This window comes from Halomonas aestuarii (assembly GCF_001886615.1).
GTDB classification, from domain to species: Bacteria; Pseudomonadota; Gammaproteobacteria; order Pseudomonadales; family Halomonadaceae; genus Halomonas; species Halomonas aestuarii.
In genome coordinates, this window is sequence record NZ_CP018139.1 from 1992226 (window position 1) to 2007676 (window position 15451).

Consider the following 15451-nt stretch of genomic DNA (forward strand, 5'->3'; position numbering starts at 1 on the left):
TTCAGCGGACGGGCAGTCTGGCCTGGAGGCGCTGCATGGCCTCGTCGAGGTCCTCCCCCAGCAGCTCCACCCGGGTATCCTCCAGGTCGCTCTCGCGGATGCGGGCCATGGGGCCGCAGGCCATCAGCGGAACCTCGAGCTGCTCGGCCAGTCGCGGCAGCTGGCGCCGCACCAGTTCGGCCTTCTCGGCCTTGCCGCTGGCCAGCAGCAGGCCGGCCGCCTGGAAGCGCTCCACCGCCAGGGGCACCTCGCTGGAGGGCAAGGGGGCATCGAAGAGCTGGATGCGATAGCCGCGGTCGCTGGCGGCGAGTGCCGCGAGCAGCACCCAGAGCGGTGAGGGGTCGTCCGGCAGGGGCGCGACCAGCAGGACCGGCCCCCTGGCCAGCCGGTTGGCATGCAGCAGCCGGGTCCCGATGCGGGTGCGCAGGAAGGCCTCCAGCGTGCGGCGCTGCAGGATGTCCCCCAGCTGCTCGCCCCAGCCCTCCTCGAGCTGGAGAACCACCGGCTGCCACAGCTCGGCCAGGCAGGTCGGCACCGGGTAGAGGGCCAGCGACTGGTTGAACAGCTCCTCCAGCCGGGCGAGGTCCAGGGCCTGGAGGGCGCTGACCAGCTGGCGACGCTGACCCGGCCAGTCGCCTGCCGCCGGCGCCGGGGTCTCCGCCGTCTCCGGCTGGTCGAGCAGTTCACGGACCTGGCTGACCGGCACGCCGCGGTTGAGCCATTGCAGGATGCGCTCGACCCGCTCGATGTCCTCCCGGGCATAGAGGCGATGGCCCTTCGGGGTCCGCTGCGGCTTGATCAGGCCGTAGCGGCGCTCCCAGGCGCGCAGGGTGACGGAGTTCACCCCGGTCAGCCGGGAGACCTCGCGGATCGGGTAGAGCGGGGTGTCGGCCGGGCGCCTTGCCTCGTCATTCATGAGCGTGCCGACTCCCCTGCCTGTTCGGCGACCACGGCCGCCAGCGCCTCGACGAAGGCCGGATGCTGGCCGACCGGCGGCAGCAGGGTCAGGTCGATGCCCGGGTGGGCGGAGTTCAGCGCCTCGACCTGGCCGGGCACGTCCTTCCTGAGATGGCGTCCGGCGGCGAAGAACAGCGGCAGGATCTCGGCCCGCTCGACCCCGGCGTCGGCGAGTTCGGCCACCGTGGACTCGAGCGAGGGTTCGCTGAGCTCCATGTAGGCCAGGTGCAGCGGGGTCGACAGCCGGCCGGTCAGGGCCTCGGCGAAGTGTTCGAAGGGCGCTCGCCAGTTCGGGTCGCTGGAGCCGTGGGCGAGCAGGATCAGGGCGTAGGACATGGAAGTCTCCGGTCGCGAAGAAGGGTCAGGGGGCGTCGGCCGCCAGGGCCTCGCCGAGGTGGTGGCCGGAGAGCCAGGCATCCTCGACCCGCGGTCCGCGCCAGCCGTCTCCGCACAGCGCCAGGCCCGCGGGCGACCGGCGGTGGTCGAGGTTGACCGCCTCGCCGCCGGCGAAGACGTCCGGCTGGGCGTAGCGCCAGCGATGGGCGCCCAGGGAGGTCGGCTCGGGCAGCTCGACGCTCGACGGCAGGTGCTCGCGGAAGGCCTCGAGCAGCCGTCGGGCCGCGGTCTCGTCATCTAGGTCCAGGTGTTCCTCGCTCCACTCCAGCCGCGCCATCAGGCTCAGGCTCTCGCCCTGGCCGTGGCGGCCGGGCTTGCTGTCGTTGCGGCTGACGAAGCGCAGTGGGTCACGGGTCGCCGGCTGGCCCGTCGCGGCCGCCAGGCGCACGGCCTGCCAGTCGTCGTCGACGCCCGGCAGCGAGGGCAGCGGGGCGTCGAAGCAGGCCCAGGCGGCCCAGCAGGGACGCTGGATGATCGCCTTGCACTCGTCCGCGAGTGACGGCTCATGGCCCTGCAGTAGCGTGCGGGCCTGGGGGGAGGGCATGGCGAGGACCACCCGATCGAAGGGACCGTGGCGCTCCTCGTGCTGGTCCACCAGCCACCACCGTTGTTCCTCGGGCTCGAGGCATTCGATCCGGGTGTCGGTGACCACCTCGAGCTCCTCGGCCATGTGGCGGGTCACGGCGCTCATGCGGGGCACGCCGGTCCAGCGCTCGACGCCGTCCTGGTGGCGCTGCCAGCCCGATGTGCTCGCCTCCCAGAGGGCCTCCGGCCAGGTAGCGACGACCCCCGCCTGGCGCCAGGCCTTCACCTCGCGGCGGAAGGCCGGGTCGCGCACGCTGAAGAACTGGGCACCCAGGTCGACCGTGGCCTCCGTCAGGCGACGGCTCGACATCCGCCCCCCGGGGCCTCGAGCCTTGTCGAACAGGCGTACCGGCAGGCCATGCGCCTGCAGGGCTCGTGCACAGGCGATGCCGGCGATGCCGGCACCGATGATGGCGGTGGAAACGGGGGTGTGGGGCATGGGCTTCTCGTGCAGTCAACGGCGTTCATCGCTAGACTAGCAGAAGTGTACAACGGCTGTATAACTCATGGTGGCTTGTCTTAATGGCATGGGGAGGGATTCCGGATGCGAGTGCTGATCACGGGCGGCAGCGGTTTTGTTGGACAGCGGCTCTGTCGACGGCTGAAGGAGGCCGGGCATCGCCTGCTGGTGGTGTCGCGGGAGCCTGACGCGGTGCGTGGCCGGCTGCCGGAGGGCACCGACATCCGGCGTTCTGTTCTGGATTTCGTCGACACCCCGCCGGATGCGATCGTCAACCTGGCCGGCGAATCGATCGCCGACCGCCGCTGGAGCGATGAGCAGAAGGAGCGACTGATCGACTCCCGGGTCAACATCACCGGCGACCTGGTGATGCTCTGCGAGCAGCTCCAGGCCAGTCAGGGGCGGACGCCCAAGGTGATGGTCTCGGCTTCGGCCATGGGCTACTACGGCGACCAGGGGGATCGCGAGGTCACCGAACAGACCCCGCCCCACGACGAGTTCGCCCACCGCCTCTGCAAGCGCTGGGAGGAGGCCGCCAGCGAGGCCGCGGACTTCGGCGTCCGGGTGGTCCTGCTGCGCATCGGCCTGGTGCTCGACGCCGGCGGCGGCAGCCTCAAGAAGATGCTACCCCCCTTCAAGCTGGGGCTGGGGGGGCGCTTCGGCGATGGCAAGCAGTTCATGCCCTGGATCCATCGCGAGGACCTGGTCAGCGCGATCCTCTTCCTGCTCGAGCGCCACGAACTGGAGGGCCCCTTCAACGGCAGCGCCCCCCACCCGGTCACCAATGCCGAGTTCACCCGCCTCCTGTCGAAGCAGCTGGGCCGTCCGGCGCTGATGCCGGTGCCGGCCATCGTGCTGGAGACCGCCTTCGGGGAGATGGCGCGGCTGCTGCTGACCGGCGCCGACATGCGCCCCGCGCGGTTGCAGGAGGCCGGCTTCGAGTTCCGCTTCCCGACCCTGGAGGCGGCCCTGGCCGACATCCTCGGCTGAGGGCCTCCCGCGTTACCCAACGGGCCCCGTCGGCGTCGCCGGCGGGGCCCGTTGGGTCTTGCGGGGCGGCTGTCGAGGGGCCGTCTGCGATCAGCGGGCGTCCTCGCCCACCGTGACGACCAGCCGCACCGCGTCCAGGCGCAGTCGCGTGCCCTCGATGGCGGCGTCCAGTTCGGCGCGCTCCTGGCGTAGCCCCTCGAGCTCATCCGTGCGCACCGCGGGGTTGAGCCGCGAGAGGGCCTCGAGGCGGGCGAGCTCGGCGTCGAGCTCGGCCCGCATGCGCCCCTGGGCGGCCTCGACGATGCTCGGCAGCTCCCGCTCGGCCTCCGCCTCGGCGCCGTCGAGCAGCTCGCGCAGCTGGTCGTGGCGGCTCTTGATCAGGTCCCGGGCGACCGCCTTCTTGACCTTCTGCACCGCCTTGGAGAGGCCGCTGAAGGAGATCTTATCGGTCAGGTTGGCGCCGGACTCGTCGAGCAGGACCCGCACCGCCGTCGGCGGCAGGAAGCGGTTGAGGTGCAGGCGCCGGGGGGCCGGGCAGTGGGTGCGGAAGACCAGCTCGACCATCAGCCGGCCGGCGGGGATGGCGGGGTGCTTCAGCAGGGCCAGCGCCGTGTTGCCCATGGCGCCGTCGAGGATCCGGCCCATCATCTCGCGCAGCAGCGGATGCTCCCAGGAGAGGCGCTGGACGTCGTCCCGGGCCAGAGCGCGCTCCCGGGAGTAGGTGGCCGAGAAGCCCTCCTCGCCCTTCACCAGGCCCGGCAGGCCGTCGAGCATCTGCGGACTCGGCTGCAGGTGCTGGATGCCGCCGCCCAGCTCCTGGCTGTCGACGCCGAAGATGTCCAGCGCCTGGTCCAGGTAGCGGCCCAGCGCCCGGTCGGCGTCGAGCTCGCGGATCGATTCGATGACCGCCTCGGCGCGCTCGTGGCGGCAGGCATTGAGCTCGAGCAGGCGGTTGCGGCCGGCGTCGCGCTCGGCCAGGCGGGCCTCGAAGAGGGCGCGGGTCTCCTCGATCACCTCGTCGAGGCTCTCGTCGTCGAGCAGGCTGTCGGCCAGGGTGTCGCCGAAGGCGGCATGGATCTCGCTACCCAGGCCATGGGGGGCGCTGAAGGCGTCCATGCCCCGGTGGTACCAGCGCAGCAGCTTCTCGCCGGGGCTGCTGGCGAAGACCGGAGCATGGATCTCGATGGCATGTCGCTGGCCGATGCGATCGAGTCGGCCGATGCGCTGCTCGAGCTGGTCCGGGTGCAGCGGCAGGTCGAACATCACCAGGTGACGGCAGAACTGGAAGTTGCGTCCCTCGGAGCCGATCTCCGAGCACACCAGCACCTGGCAGCCCTCCTCCTCGTCGGCGAAGGCCGCCGCGGCCCGGTCGCGCTCTACCAGCGAGAGCCCCTCATGGAACACCGGGGCGTGGTAGCCGCCGAGCACCCGGAGGCCCTCGGCGAGCCCCTGGGCGGTCTCGCGATCATGGGCGATCACCAGCACCTTGTCGTCGGCGAAGCCCGTCTCGCCGTCGTCGGCGAGGCGTTCCAGCAGCCAGGTCACGCGCGGGTCGAACTGCCACCAGGGCTCGGTGTTGAGCGGGTCGTGGGTGAGCGCCCGGTACATGGTGTCGGGGTAGATCAGGACCTCGGGGTGATCGAGGCCGGTCTCGATCAGCAGCTCGTCCAGGTAGTCCTCGTCCCTGGCCAGGCGACGCAGGACCCGACGGTAGGCGGAGGGGGCCTCGAGTTCGGTGACATGCAGGCGGCGCTCCGGGAAGCCGCCCACATGGCGGCGACTGTTGCGGAACATCACCCGGCCGGTGCCGTGGCGGTCCAGCAGCTGGTCGCGCAGCTGGTTCCGGGCCGAGGCCCGCTGGTCGTCGCTGCGCTCCGGGTCGGCCAGGGTGTCGAGCAGGGCCAGGCTGTCCGCGTCATGGATCACCGCGGCGACCCGTTCGCGGTCGGCCGCCTCGCCCGGCAGCCGGTCGAGCGCATCGATGGCCTCGGCCACCTCCACATAGTGGGCCTCCTCCTCGCGGAAGGCCTCGAGGCTGTGGTAGCGGTCCGGGTCGAGCAGGCGCAGCCGGGCGAAATGGCTTTCGAGGCCCATCTGCTCCGGGGTAGCCGTGAGCAGCAGCATGCCGGGCACCTGCGCTGCCAGCCTCCCCACGCAGGCGTAGCCGGGCCCGCTCTGCTCCGGGCTCCAGTCCAGGTGGTGGGCCTCGTCGACGATCAGCATGTCCCAGTCGCAGGCCAGCGCCTGCTGCTGGCGGTGAGGGTTGGCGAACAGCCAGTCCTGACTGGCCAGCACCAGCTGGCCGGTCTCGAAGGGGTTGGCGTCGCCGTGGGCCTGGCTCTGCTGCTCGTCGAGCAGGGTGACCTCCAGGGCGAAACGGCGCAGAAGCTCCACCAGCCACTGGTGGGTCAGGCTCGCCGGCACCAGGATCAGCGCCCGCTCGGCGCGACCGGTGAGCAGCAGGCGGTGGAGGATCAGCCCGGCCTCGATGGTCTTGCCCAGGCCCACCTCGTCGGCCAGCAGCACCCGCGGGGCATGGCGGCGTGCCACCTCGTCCGCGATGTAGAGCTGGTGGGGGATCAGGTCGATGCGCGGGCCGGCCAGGCCCAGGGCCGGGTTCTGCTCGATGCGCTGGTAGTGGTGCAGGGTGCGAAAGCGCAGGTCGAACCAGTCGTTGCGGTCGACCTGGCCGGTGAGCAGGCGATCGCGGGCCTGATCGAACTGCATGGTGTCGGCGAGCCGCGCCTCGGGCAGCTCGCAGGGCTCGCCGGCGCTGTCCTCGCCGATGTAGACGATCAGGCCGCCGACCTCCTTGCTGTCGTCGACGATCATCTGCCAGCCCTCGGTGGACTGGATACGGTCGCCGCTGCCGAAGGCCACGCGGGTCAGGGGGGCGTTGCGGCTGCTGTAGGTGCGGGTTTCCTGGCTGGCGCCGAAGAGCACGGTGACGCTGCGGGCGTCGACGTTGAGGATGGTGCCCAGGCCGAGTTCGGCCTCGCCGTCGCTGATCCAGCGCTGGCCGGGAGAGAAGTCGCTCATGGTGCCTCGGGGATGCTTGGGATCGGTTCGGTGCCGCTGGCCACACCCGGCCCGGCGGCGACAGGGCGCGGTATCTTACAGCAAAGCCTGTCGCGGCTTAAGCACCCCGGTGCCGATCAGCGATCTTCCAGCCATTCCGCCAGCCGTGCGCGAGTGAGCTCGCCGACGTGCTGCTCGAGGGCGCGGCCCTCGGCATCGAACAGCAGGGTGGTGGGCAGGCCCGGGGATTCGGTCAGCACCATCAGCTGCTGTCGCGGGTCGAGCAGGGCGTGACGGAAGTCGAACCCCTGCTCGTCCAGGTAGCGCACCGCCTGCAGCAGGTCCTCGCCCTGGTTGACGATCACCACGCGCACGCCCTCCAGGGCATCGGCTTCGGCGAGCATTGGCATCTCGCGTCGGCAGGGCGGGCACCAGGTGGCCCAGAGATTGACGATCACCGTCTCGCCCTCGAGCGAGGCCAGGCTCACCGTCTCGCCCTCGAGGTTTTCCAGGGCGAGGTCGGGCAGCGCACGAAGGGCCATGCCGCCGCCCAGGGGCGCCAGGGTCACCAGCGTCAGCCACATCAGCGAGGCGCCCAGCGCCAGGCCCATGCCCCCCAGCATTGCCCCCAGCCGGTCGCGCAGCGACCAGGCGGTCCAGGCCAATGCGGCCAGGAGCCCCCAGAGGCCCTGGTAGCCGGGCTGCCAGAACTTGAGGATATCCAGCGGGGCCTGGGCATAGGCCCCGGCGTTCATCAGCACATGGCCCAGGCGGGCGCCGACGAGCCAGGCCACGAGCAGGCCGTTGAACCAGCGCGCATGGCGCCCTCTCGGCAGGCCCAGGAGGAAGGCGCTGGCCCCCAGCAGCGCCAGGGCGGCGAGGAAGGCATAAAGACGCGGCAGCGCGATCAGGACGGGCCCCAGGGCGATGGCATCCATGTCGTGGCGGTGACTCCCGAGAGGTCGGCGGCTGGTGCCGGAGCGGTTACACTTGGCGGATTCGTTTCGCCAAGCCTACTGCCGGCGGGCAGGGCTGTCATCCAGCGGGAGCACTCATGACACGACCGGCCTTCGATACGCTGCGCGCCCTGGCCATAGCCAGCCAGGCGTTGGGGCTTACCCTGATCATCACCCTCGAGACCCTGATGGGCGATGCCGCCCGACCCTGGCAGGGCTGGACCCTGGCGGCCATGGTGGCGGCCGCCCTGTGGATCGCCCTGGTACGCCTCTACCGCCGCAACAAGGCGCGCAAGGCGATGGCACGCCAGCCTGGCGATGACTAGGAGACCCTGCCTGCGGGCACTGGCCGTCTGGCTGGTGCTGGCCCTGCTGGCGGGCTGTGCCGGCACGCCCGTGCCCCGTGAGCACGGGCTGGCGCTGCGGGAGGCCGAGATCCGCGGCACCTGGCTGGGCCAGTGGGCCCGGCAGGCCGCCGCCGCCCATGAGGGGCGGAGCGGCTTCGCCCTGCTGGCCAGGGGGGAGGAGGCCTTTGTCCTGCGGGCCAACCTGGCCGAGCAGGCCACCAGGCGCCTGGACGTCCAGACCTACCTGCTGGGGGAGGGCCAGACGGTGCAGGTCCTGCTGCATCGCCTGATCGGGGCGGCCGAGCGCGGGGTCGAGGTGCGGCTGCTGCTCGATGACCTCACCGCGACGGGGCAGGGCGATCGACTGGCGGCGCTGGACCGCCATCCGAACATCCAGGTGCGGGTCTTCAACCCCTGGCCCCTGGGCCGCAATCACCTGGTCACCCGGGTGCTCTTCGCGCTGCCTGCCATGCGGCGCCAGCACCGGCGCATGCACAACAAGACCTGGATCGTCGACAACGCCGTGGCCATCACCGGCGGGCGCAACCTCGGGGACGAGTACTTCAACGCCGGCGAACCCCGCAACTTCGCCGATATCGACCTCCTGGCCGTGGGGGAGGTGGTCGATGACCTCTCGCTGAGCTTCGACCTCTACTGGAACCACTTCCTGAGCCAGCCTCTCGCCCGCTACCACATCGCCGAGCCGGAGGCCTGGCGTGGCCTGTTCGTCGAGCTGTCACGCCACCTGGCCGAGCAGCGCGACAGCGACTCCCCCTACTTCGTGGCCCTGCGCGCACGCTACGGGGCGGCCGCCGCGGACACGCTGTTCCGCGAGCTTCACTGGGCCGAGGGGCAGGCCCTCTGGGACCCGCCGGGGAAGGCCGCCGGCCGGCAGCGATCGCCGCTGGAAGAGACCCTCTTCGGAGTCCTGCTCGATCAGCTGCCCGAGCTGGAGTCGCGGTTGGTGATCGTCTCGGCCTACTTCGTACCCGCCGAGCAGGGCACGGCCCTGCTGGCGAGGCTGGCCGAGTCGGGCATCCGCGTTGAGGTGATCACCAACTCCCTGGAGGCCACCGACAATGCCTGGGTGCACGGCGCCTATGCCACGCGTCGCCGGGCCCTGCTCGAGAACGGCGTGCGACTGCACGAGCTGCGAAGCCGCCAGCCGAACGGCGAGAACGCGGGGATTGGCATTACCGGCAGCTCGCTCTCCTCGCTGCACAGCAAGGCCGTGAGCTTCGATGAGGACCTGGTGTTCATCGGCTCCTTCAACGCCGACCCGCGATCGGTCATCTGGAACACCGAGGTCGGGGTGCTGGTCGAGAGCGAGCCGCTGGTGACCGAGTTCCTGGCGTTCGTCGAGGCGGGCATGACGCCCTCCCTGAGCTACCTGCCCGGTCTCGACGGCGCGGGGCGGCTCTACTGGCTGACGGAGCTCGACGGGCGCCTGGCCAGGCTGGCGCGAGAGCCGGGGTCGGTGAGGGCGCGGTTTCTCGCTTGGCTCAGCGGGGTGCTGGGGCTGGAGCCCTGGCTCTAGGCCGGAGGCTCCTGGCGTCAGGCCGGCGGGGCGATGCGCGGCAGTGATTTCCCGTGCCCCTGGGTATATCGGTATTTGCCGAAATGCTGGTAGCGTCTAGTCTTGAAGATAAAGGGCCGGCCGTGGCCCCTTTCCCACCCGCACAGGACCGAGACCCATCATGTACCAGTCAATCCTTGTCCCGCTCGATGGCTCCTCCCATTCCGAGAAGGCACTCGCTGTGGCGGCGCAGCTGGCCCGTGGCACGGGTGCTTCGCTCCACCTGATGACCGTGGCCGAGTTCCCGCCCGACAACATCGGCCTGTTCACCGGCGGCACCCCCGAGCCCTTCTCCGAGGAGGATCGCGAGAAGCTGGCGGCCGGCATGAAGGAAGAGGCCCACAAGGTCATCGACCAGGCCCGCGCCGCGGTGGACCTCGATGGCCTCGAGGTAAAGGACGTGGTGCGTCAGGGGCGCCCGGCCGATCTGATCAACGAGGAGGCCCAGAGCCTCGGCGTCGATGCCATCGTCATGGGCAGCCGCGGGGTGAGCGACATGCGCGGCATGGTTTTCGGCAGCGTCTCCCACAAGGTCAGCCATACCGCCGGCTGCACCGTCATCACCGTGACCTGAGGGGCCATCGCCCCTGCTCCGCTCGGTCCTCGGACAGGGCTTCCCGCCTGCCAGGTGGCAGGCGCTTGCCGCCGTATTCTTCCCTGAGCCCCTCCGTCCGCCATCCGGCCGGAGGGGCGTCGTGGCGCAGTCATGCTACCCTCGGTGACTGGCACCCCCTTCCCTTCGGCAGTATGTGATCCTGCCGTCGACAAATCCCCAAGGAGTCTCCGCGTTGGCCGGCAGCAGTCTACTGACCCTGATCGATGACATCGCCACCCTCCTCGATGACGTCTCGCTGATGACGAAGGTGGCGGCGAAGAAGACCACCGGCCTGCTGGGCGACGACCTGGCGCTCAACGCCGAGCAGGTCACCGGCGTGAGGGCCGACCGGGAACTGCCGGTGGTCTGGGCGGTGGCCCGCGGGTCGCTGGTCAACAAGCTGATCCTCATCCCTGCGGCGCTGCTGATCAGCGCCTTCGTTCCCTGGGCGGTCACCCTGTTGCTGATGCTCGGCGGCGCCTACCTCTGTTACGAGGGCGTCGAGAAGCTGGCACACAAGTTCCTGCATGCGGAGGAGGAGCAGGAGGCCCATCGACAGCGTCTCGCGGCCATGGCCGACGAGAAGGTCGACATGCGCGCCTTCGAGAAGAGGAAGATCAAGGGGGCGATACGCACCGACTTCATCCTCTCCGCGGAGATCATCGTGATCACCCTGGGGACGGTGGCCGGTGTGGCATTGGGCAAGCAGGTCGCCGTGCTGGTCGGGATCGGGCTGCTGATGACCGTCGGCGTATACGGGCTGGTCGCGGGGATCGTCAAGGTCGACGACCTGGGGCTCTACCTGAGCCGACGCGAGGGGTTTTCCAGCCAAGTGGGCCGTGGCCTGCTGGCCGGGGCCCCCTTCCTGATGAAGGGTCTCTCGGTAGTGGGCACCCTGGCGATGTTCCTGGTCGGCGGCGGTATCCTCACCCACGGTATCCCGGCGGTCCACCACCTGGTCCAGGGCGTGGCCGAGGCGCAGTTCGATACGCCGGGGCTCGATGCCATCATCCAGGGCCTGGGGCCCTCGTTGCTCAACATGCTCTTCGGCCTGCTGGTCGGCGCGGTGGTGCTGGGGGCGGTGAGCCTCGGTCAGCGGCTGTGGTCGGGCAAAGGGAAGTAGGGGGCGGGGTGTCCGCTGCTGCTGGGCATGATCAAGACCGATGCATGGTGCGGCTGCGGACCTGGTGCCCCCGCCAGGCGTTTACCGGGGCCTGAAGCATTATTTCGCCCGGTACCACATGGACCGTCCCCACCAGGGCCAGTCGATGCGACACCCGGTGAGGTGTACCTCGATCAATCACTGACCCTGGCGGCCTGACGCCTGATGAAAAGCCGGTCAGAGCCGAAAGTGCCTGTCAGGAAAACCGACGGGTGGGGACCACGTCCCCCGGCGACTGGAAGACCCTCGATAACAGGATACACTTTCGATAAGCCCCCTGGCCCGTCCCCTACGAGGTCGAGAATGATCGGGGCGGTCCGACAATCGGTAGCATCGCGAAGCGCAGAGTTTCGCAGCGCAACCGCGACATCGTTGCCGTGAAAGACGCGCTTGAACGGATCAACCCCACGTCGTTCAAAAACGACTCACCTTGAACTTATGGGGAAGTGTATTGTTGGCAGGGCGGGCCAGCCCCAGCATTCTTCCAACACGCTGATTGGACAGTAGGGATGCTGGGTCGCAGAGGTAAACTCAGGGAGGTCAATCAAGTGCCCCCAGGACTGTCCGTCGAACATCTTGTTTTCGGTTATGGCCGAAGACAGGTGCTGGATGACGTGAGTTTTTCTGTCGGCAACGGGCGTTTCTGCGCGCTGCTTGGACCGAATGGTGCTGGCAAGACAACGCTTTTCTCACTCCTTACGGGGTTGATCCGAACCAGGGTCGGGCAGATCGAGGTCTGTGGCGTCGACATGACCCGCTCGCCGCGCGACGCGCTCGCACACATGGGTATCGTATTCCAGCAGACGACGCTCGATCTCGATCTCTCGGTACGCCGCAACCTGTCCTACTACGCTGCGCTCAGGGGGCTTCACGGGCGTGACGCAAACCGCAGGATCGACGTTGCGCTCGAACGGATGGGACTTGCCGATCGGGCCAAGGACCGGGCGCGCGACCTGAACGGGGGGCACCGTAGGCGGACTGAAATCGCGAGGGCTCTGATGCATCAACCCGATATCCTGCTTCTTGACGAGCCTACCGTGGGTCTCGATCCGCAGAGCCGCGCGGGCATCACCGACTACGTGCACGACCTCTGCTCCGACGAAGGGCTGACAGTGCTCTGGGCCACGCATCTCGTGGATGAGGTGCGACCGGACGACGATCTTGTCGTTCTCCACCATGGCCGCGTCCTGGCAAACGGTACCGCGGCAGACGTCATGCAAGGACAGCCATTGAACGAGGTCTTTCTCACTATGACAGGGCAACCCGCTTGATGCGCTATGCGGTCGCCCTTGCCGCCATCGTGCTTCGCGAGATGCTGCGTTTCGTGGCGCAGCGCGGTCGGTTCCTGTCCGCGCTGGTCAGGCCCCTGATCTGGCTTCTGGTGTTTGCAGCCGGCTTTCGCTCGGCGCTTGGGCTGTCGATCATCCCGCCCTACTCGACCTATGTTACCTACGAGGTCTACATCGTTCCGGGGCTCTGCGGTATGGTGCAACTGTTCAACGGCATGCAGTCCTCGCTTAGCCTCGTTTATGATCGCGAAATGGGCTCGATGCGCCTGCTCCTGACCAGCCCTTTGCCACGCTGGTGGCTTCTCTTCTCGAAACTCCTTGCCGGCACGGCTGTCTCGATCCTTCAAGTTTACGCCTTTCTCGCGATCGCAGCGCTTTTCGGGATAAGCATGCCTCTCTTTGGTTATGTTGCCATCTTTCCGATCCTTATCCTTACGGGCCTCATGCTGGGCGCGCTTGGCCTGGCGCTGTCCTCGACCATCCGGCAACTGGAGAACTTCGCGGGAGTAATGAACTTCGTCATCTTCCCGGCCTTCTTTCTTTCCTCGGCGCTTTACCCGCTGTGGAAGATGGCGGAAAGCTCGACACTGCTCTACTGGATCTGTGCGGTGAACCCCTTCACCCAGGTCGTCGAGGCGATCCGGTTCGGGCTGTATGGCGAGGTCAACCTGACTGCAATCGGCTGGACGACCCTTGCACTGGCCATCTTCATGGCACTTGGGCTTTACGGCTACGACCCCGCGCGAGACATGTCCCACCGTCGCTTCAAGGGCAGCTGATCTTCCAGGTCAGGACGCATCCTCGACAATCGTCGCGGGATGCCCCTCCAGCCGGACGATCCGCGTGGCAAGACGTGCAGCTTCGTCCATCGCGTGGGTGACGAAGATCGTTGCGATGGGGCGGCTTGCAAGCAACCGCTCGGTCAGGCGAAGCATCTCTTCCACCAGCGCCGGATCGAGCGACACGAAAGGCTCGTCCATCAGCAGCAGGTCGGGCTTCGCCGACAGGGCCCGGGCCAGGGACAGCCGCCGACGCTGACCGAGAGAGAGCTGCATCGGGAAGCGGTCGGCGAGTCGGTCAAGTCCGATTTCGGCAAGTGCCGCGCTCGCCTCGTCCTTGCCGATCCCCGTGACCAGGGTGATGTTATCGAGAGTGCTCCGCCACGGCAGCAGTGTTGGCTCCTGGAAGACCATGGCACGGCGCAGGGGCAGATCGACAGTTCCAGTGAAATCGGTGTCTAGGCCGGCTAGCACGCGTAACAGCGTACTCTTGCCGATTCCTGACGGGCCGACCACGGCAAACGTTTCGCCCGGGGCCACGGTGAAGGCAATATGCCCGAGAACCGGTGTGTCACCGAAGGACTTGGATACAATGTCGATCGAGTTCATGCCCGGCGCCACTTCGTTGCCCGCGCTTCCCACGGCCGCAGTAACGCCCCCTCGATGGCTAGCATCACAACGACAAAGCTGAGCGCGTAGGCCAGCACCAAGCCTACATCGAAGAGCTGGAAGTAGAGGTGGATCTTGAAGCCAATCCCGTCACTTCGGCCGAGAAACTCGACGACCAGAACAATTTTCCAGATCAGCGAAATGCCAGATCGCCCAGCCGATGCGATGTATGGTCCGAGTTGAGGAAGAATGATATGGCGGAGCCTGGCACTGCGGCTCATTCGGAACACAAGCGCCATGTCGTCGAGCTGTCGGTCGAGCGCGCGGGTTCCCTCGCGGATCGTGACGACCACGGTCGGAATCTTGTTGATGGCGACCGCCGTCACCGCAGCGACCTCGTTCAGGCCAATCCAGAGGTAGCAGAGGACGATCGTGACCAGGGCCGGCAGGTTCAGAAAGACGATCAGCCAGGGGTCGAGCCAGCGGTCCGTGGTGCGGCTGCGGCCCATGAGAAGACCGATGGCCATACCGATGGTCATCGCCACTACGAAGGCGAGTGCCACACGGCGAAGGGTGACGGCAAGGTGCCCTGGAAGTTCGCCAGAAGCGATTTCGCTCGCTGCCAGCGGCAGGACCCTCCAGGGTCCCGGCAGTTCTGTCGGATCGGCGGCAATAACGGCCAACAGCGACCAGGCCGCGATCATCCCGAGGATCGATAGCGTCGCTACGAATACCGATCCGCGCGTGTCAGCGGCCAACGTCAAGGAACACACCTTCCGGCATTTCCGTCGCAGTGCCGACCAACTCTCTGCCGCCCAGCTTTGCCATCAGCGCGAAGACCGCGCGGGCACTGTCGAGATCGACGGAGGCTGTGCCGGGGATACCCGCCCGGTATCCCTCCTTAAGCGCCTCGAACTCTGCTTCGGTATTTGCTGGCATCATCGGACGAAGCCGCTCCCAAGCCGCGTCGTCCGTTGCAAGAAGATCCTTGGATGCGCGAGATGCCTTTGCGAATGCCCTGATCAGTTCGGGACTGTCCCTCAGCATGTCGCCCTTGAAGACATATCCGAGAAGCGGTGTTTCGGGATCAAGTCCCAGCGCGCCGGCCGCGTCAGCGACCGAGATCAACTCCACCATGCCGGCAGCCTTCATGCGGGCCATGAAGTGCCAGTAGTTCACGGCGCCGTCGACTTCGCCATCGAGCGCGGCCTTGAAGATCAGGGGAGGTGCCCCGAAGACCTGCTCCGTCTCCTTCGCCAGGTCCATGCCAAAGGTCTTTTCGGCATAAGCACGCAGGATGATCCAGCTCTTGTCCAGCGGCCCGCCCGCAATTCCGATCTTCGAGTTGCGAAAATCGGCAAGGGATTCTCGTGGGTTGTCGTCCCGTACCATCAGTCCACCCACGGCTTTCGAGTATGGCAGGAACACGAAGTCGTTCCCTGCCGCTCGCTGGCGTGCGACCCAGATCCAGTCAGAGACGATCACGTCGGCCTCGCCCCCCTGGAACGCCACCTGTGACGCGGGACCTCCCGCCATGGCCTGGACCTGCATCTCGAAACCGTTGGCTGTGTCAAAACCGTGGTGGTCGATCGTGTCGATCTCCCAGTTTACGGTTCCGGTTTCTTGAACGGCCACGCGCAGGACCGGCGTTTCGGCCGAGATCGGAGCAGAAAACACCAGAAGCGCTGCGAAAAACGCACGGATCAAAAGCGGCTTCGGCATCATTCCCTCT

The 15451-nt window shown here is 67.8% G+C and carries 15 protein-coding genes; 7 read left to right on the forward strand and 8 right to left on the reverse strand.

Translation table 11 applies throughout. From position 1 onward, the window contains the following. Nucleotide 1: 1 nt before the first annotated feature. The 3 genes from BOX17_RS09260 to BOX17_RS09270 are packed head-to-tail and all read right to left on the reverse strand — an operon-like array spanning nt 2 to nt 2377. The gene (locus BOX17_RS09260) at nt 2-916 is read right to left on the reverse strand and encodes a MerR family transcriptional regulator (protein ID WP_071943889.1); all 915 of its coding nucleotides are present in this window, start codon (nt 914-916) and stop codon (nt 2-4) included. Next, a complete protein-coding gene (locus BOX17_RS09265; protein WP_071943892.1) occupies nt 913-1293 on the reverse strand; it encodes a sirohydrochlorin chelatase in 381 nt (126 codons plus the stop codon). The genes BOX17_RS09260 and BOX17_RS09265 overlap by 4 nt, the downstream gene beginning before the upstream one ends. 25 nt (nt 1294-1318) lie before the next feature. Further along, nucleotides 1319-2377: an NAD(P)/FAD-dependent oxidoreductase gene (locus tag BOX17_RS09270; protein WP_071943895.1), complete on the reverse strand. Its 1059-nt coding sequence runs from the start codon at nt 2375-2377 to the stop codon at nt 1319-1321. Nucleotides 2378-2482: 105 nt separating this feature from the next. On the opposite strand from BOX17_RS09270, the gene BOX17_RS09275 reads away from it, so the two are divergent. Continuing rightward, a complete protein-coding gene (locus BOX17_RS09275) occupies nt 2483-3388 on the forward strand; it encodes a TIGR01777 family oxidoreductase (RefSeq protein WP_071943897.1) in 906 nt (301 codons plus the stop codon). Nucleotides 3389-3478: 90 nt separating this feature from the next. On the opposite strand, the gene rapA is transcribed toward BOX17_RS09275, so the two are convergent. After that, nucleotides 3479-6427: an RNA polymerase-associated protein RapA gene (rapA, locus tag BOX17_RS09280; protein ID WP_071943900.1), complete on the reverse strand. Its 2949-nt coding sequence runs from the start codon at nt 6425-6427 to the stop codon at nt 3479-3481. A gap of 116 nt (nt 6428-6543) precedes the next feature. Further along, on the reverse strand, nt 6544-7344 hold the full coding sequence (locus BOX17_RS09285) for a TlpA disulfide reductase family protein (RefSeq protein WP_071943903.1): 801 nt from the start codon (nt 7342-7344) through the stop codon (nt 6544-6546). Nucleotides 7345-7460: 116 nt separating this feature from the next. On the opposite strand from BOX17_RS09285, the gene BOX17_RS09290 reads away from it, so the two are divergent. The 6 genes from BOX17_RS09290 (at nt 7461) to BOX17_RS09315 (ending at nt 13110) form a co-directional block, all read left to right on the forward strand. After that, on the forward strand, nt 7461-7688 hold the full coding sequence (locus BOX17_RS09290; protein WP_071943905.1) for a hypothetical protein: 228 nt from the start codon (nt 7461-7463) through the stop codon (nt 7686-7688). Then, nucleotides 7681-9246, forward strand: coding sequence for a phospholipase D family protein (locus tag BOX17_RS09295; protein ID WP_071943908.1), 1566 nt, complete (start codon nt 7681-7683; stop codon nt 9244-9246). The genes BOX17_RS09290 and BOX17_RS09295 overlap by 8 nt, the downstream gene beginning before the upstream one ends. Nucleotides 9247-9406: 160 nt before the next feature. Next, nucleotides 9407-9859 carry a universal stress protein gene (locus BOX17_RS09300; RefSeq protein ID WP_071943910.1) on the forward strand — a complete coding sequence of 151 codons (453 nt, stop codon included), beginning with the start codon at nt 9407-9409 and terminating at the stop codon, nt 9857-9859. A 214-nt stretch (nt 9860-10073) separates the two neighbouring features. Next, nucleotides 10074-11003, forward strand: coding sequence for a DUF808 domain-containing protein (locus tag BOX17_RS09305; protein WP_071943912.1), 930 nt, complete (start codon nt 10074-10076; stop codon nt 11001-11003). Nucleotides 11004-11551: 548 nt separating this feature from the next. Beyond that, the gene (locus BOX17_RS09310; protein ID WP_071943914.1) at nt 11552-12313 is read left to right on the forward strand and encodes an ABC transporter ATP-binding protein; all 762 of its coding nucleotides are present in this window, start codon (nt 11552-11554) and stop codon (nt 12311-12313) included. Further along, nucleotides 12313-13110 (forward strand): ABC transporter permease, encoded by a 798-nt coding sequence (locus BOX17_RS09315; protein WP_071943917.1) that lies wholly within the window; start codon nt 12313-12315, stop codon nt 13108-13110. Before BOX17_RS09310 ends, BOX17_RS09315 begins: the two co-directional genes overlap by 1 nt. A gap of 9 nt (nt 13111-13119) precedes the next feature. Here the strand turns inward: BOX17_RS09315 and BOX17_RS09320 are convergent, their stop codons facing one another. Genes BOX17_RS09320 through BOX17_RS09330 form a run of 3 tightly spaced genes read right to left on the reverse strand, consistent with a single transcriptional unit; the run spans nt 13120 to nt 15444 of the window. Continuing rightward, on the reverse strand, nt 13120-13719 hold the full coding sequence (locus BOX17_RS09320) for an ABC transporter ATP-binding protein (protein ID WP_071943920.1): 600 nt from the start codon (nt 13717-13719) through the stop codon (nt 13120-13122). Continuing rightward, entirely contained in the window at nt 13716-14483 is a 768-nt protein-coding gene (locus BOX17_RS09325) for an ABC transporter permease (RefSeq protein WP_244272123.1), read from the reverse strand. Before BOX17_RS09325 ends, BOX17_RS09320 begins: the two co-directional genes overlap by 4 nt. Next, nucleotides 14467-15444, reverse strand: coding sequence for an ABC transporter substrate-binding protein (locus BOX17_RS09330; RefSeq protein WP_208858056.1), 978 nt, complete (start codon nt 15442-15444; stop codon nt 14467-14469). The genes BOX17_RS09325 and BOX17_RS09330 overlap by 17 nt, the downstream gene beginning before the upstream one ends. Between the last annotated feature and the right edge of the window lie 7 nt (nt 15445-15451).

Bases quoted from the DNA above. Each gene is read 5' to 3' on its own strand.
- BOX17_RS09260 (WP_071943889.1), bottom strand. From the start codon at position 916: ATGAATGACGAGGCAAGGCGCCCGGCCGACACCCCGCTCTACCCGATC.
- BOX17_RS09265 (WP_071943892.1), bottom strand. From the start codon at position 1,293: ATGTCCTACGCCCTGATCCTGCTCGCCCACGGCTCCAGCGACCCGAAC.
- BOX17_RS09270 (WP_071943895.1), bottom strand. From the start codon at position 2,377: ATGCCCCACACCCCCGTTTCCACCGCCATCATCGGTGCCGGCATCGCC.
- BOX17_RS09275 (WP_071943897.1), top strand. From the start codon at position 2,483: ATGCGAGTGCTGATCACGGGCGGCAGCGGTTTTGTTGGACAGCGGCTC.
- rapA (WP_071943900.1), bottom strand. From the start codon at position 6,427: ATGAGCGACTTCTCTCCCGGCCAGCGCTGGATCAGCGACGGCGAGGCC.
- BOX17_RS09285 (WP_071943903.1), bottom strand. From the start codon at position 7,344: ATGGATGCCATCGCCCTGGGGCCCGTCCTGATCGCGCTGCCGCGTCTT.
- BOX17_RS09290 (WP_071943905.1), top strand. From the start codon at position 7,461: ATGACACGACCGGCCTTCGATACGCTGCGCGCCCTGGCCATAGCCAGC.
- BOX17_RS09295 (WP_071943908.1), top strand. From the start codon at position 7,681: ATGACTAGGAGACCCTGCCTGCGGGCACTGGCCGTCTGGCTGGTGCTG.
- BOX17_RS09300 (WP_071943910.1), top strand. From the start codon at position 9,407: ATGTACCAGTCAATCCTTGTCCCGCTCGATGGCTCCTCCCATTCCGAG.
- BOX17_RS09310 (WP_071943914.1), top strand. From the start codon at position 11,552: ATGCTGGGTCGCAGAGGTAAACTCAGGGAGGTCAATCAAGTGCCCCCA.
- BOX17_RS09315 (WP_071943917.1), top strand. From the start codon at position 12,313: ATGCGCTATGCGGTCGCCCTTGCCGCCATCGTGCTTCGCGAGATGCTG.
- BOX17_RS09320 (WP_071943920.1), bottom strand. From the start codon at position 13,719: ATGAACTCGATCGACATTGTATCCAAGTCCTTCGGTGACACACCGGTT.
- BOX17_RS09330 (WP_208858056.1), bottom strand. From the start codon at position 15,444: ATGATGCCGAAGCCGCTTTTGATCCGTGCGTTTTTCGCAGCGCTTCTG.